The organism is Devosia sp. 2618, assembly GCF_040546815.1.
In the GTDB taxonomy this organism is placed as follows: Bacteria; Pseudomonadota; Alphaproteobacteria; order Rhizobiales; family Devosiaceae; genus Devosia.
Genome location: NZ_JBEPOO010000004.1, coordinates 1 through 1,346 on the forward strand (window position 1 = coordinate 1; position 1,346 = coordinate 1,346).

At 56.2% G+C, this 1,346-nt stretch carries 2 protein-coding genes; both read right to left on the reverse strand.

Annotated elements, in window-relative coordinates; translation table 11 throughout:
• Positions 1 to 438 precede the first annotated feature (438 nt).
• Complete coding sequence (locus ABIE28_RS21100; RefSeq protein ID WP_354066493.1) at positions 439 to 864, reverse strand: type II toxin-antitoxin system VapC family toxin; 426 nt, start codon at positions 862 to 864, stop codon at positions 439 to 441.
• Positions 861 to 1,127: a type II toxin-antitoxin system Phd/YefM family antitoxin gene (locus ABIE28_RS21105; RefSeq protein WP_354066494.1), complete on the reverse strand. Its 267-nt coding sequence runs from the start codon at positions 1,125 to 1,127 to the stop codon at positions 861 to 863. The genes ABIE28_RS21100 and ABIE28_RS21105 overlap by 4 nt, the downstream gene beginning before the upstream one ends.
• Between the last annotated feature and the right edge of the window lie 219 nt (positions 1,128 to 1,346).

Consider the following 1,346-nt stretch of genomic DNA (forward strand, 5'->3'; position numbering starts at 1 on the left):
AAACGTCGAACTGTGGGAGAGAATTTCATCTCTCAGCGTCGTCAACGTGGCCGGGTTGTAATCGAGACACCTAAGTCTGTCAACAACCTATTTTCTTTTCTTTTCTCAGAACCGACCGAAGTCATTTTAGAGATTAGAGCCGAAAATCTGAAAGCTAAAAGTCTTTAGTTTTCAGTGGCTTGCTGCATTCCGTGGCGCCGGTTGGCGTCTCGCTCTGCAGCGGTGAGCGGGGTTCTAAGGGTGATCCCGGTAAGTGTCAACAAGCCTAGATGACAAAACTGACATTTCGTTCCCGCCAATTCCGTCCGGCTGTGGAAATCGGCCCTGAAGCGCCCGGTTTGTAGGCGTTACAGCCGTTTTGCGATTTCTCGCCGCGAAATGCATTTTCTATCGTGCAATCCAGCAAACGAGACGGCTGCCCGTCCTATTGGCCCTCGCCTACTCTCCTTCCCAGGGATTCAGCATGGCGATTCCGAGATTCTGGAAGTCCTTTGTGTTGCGAGTGACCAGCGTCAAACCATGAGTCTGGGCGATCGCTGCTATCCAGCCATCCATAACGCTGAGACCTACCCCCGAATTTTTGCTCTGAGCGAGCAATCTTCCCCATGTCAGGGCGGCCGGCACATCAACGGGAATCACGCGACCAGCGAATCGAGCCGGCAATTCGTGCTCAAGCCAGTGGGCCAGTTCGCTCTTGCGCTTCCCCCCATCCATCAGAGCAACCCCACGGGCGATCTCGGCAATCGAGATGACGCTGAGATAGACGCGGTCTTCATCCACCTGGTCGAGCCAGGCCATCACATGGGCATCCGGCTGCGGCCGGCGCACCTCGGACAGCACATTTGTATCGAGCAGGAAGTTCACAGCGCAATGTCTCGGGGCTGATCAACCAGACGCTCGGTCTCGAGCTCGGTTCCGGCCAAAGGTGATTCCATCAGGAAACTGGCGAGACTGCCTTTGCGGGCTGTCTTGCGATTCCATTCCTCGACCGAAACGATCACCACACTTGGTGTTCCATTGCGTGTAATCATCTGCGGCTCACTCTGGGCCCGCTCGATGACCTCCGACAACCGCGCCTTGGCATTCGCGACCGTCCAGGCTTCATCACTACGCTTGCTATTGGCCACAACAGACCTCCGATAGAAAATGACTATCGTGACTATATATAGGAGGAGGCGGGTATTTGGTAAGCCCCGAAGGGTGCTCCGCAAGGTGGTGATGCGCATAATGCTATTTATGGAACCGGGGCCACTCTCGGCTCTCGGCTCTCGGCTCTCGGCTCTCGGCTCTCGGCTCTCGGCTCTCGGCTCTCGGCTCTCGGCTCTCGGCTCTCGGCTCTCGGCTCT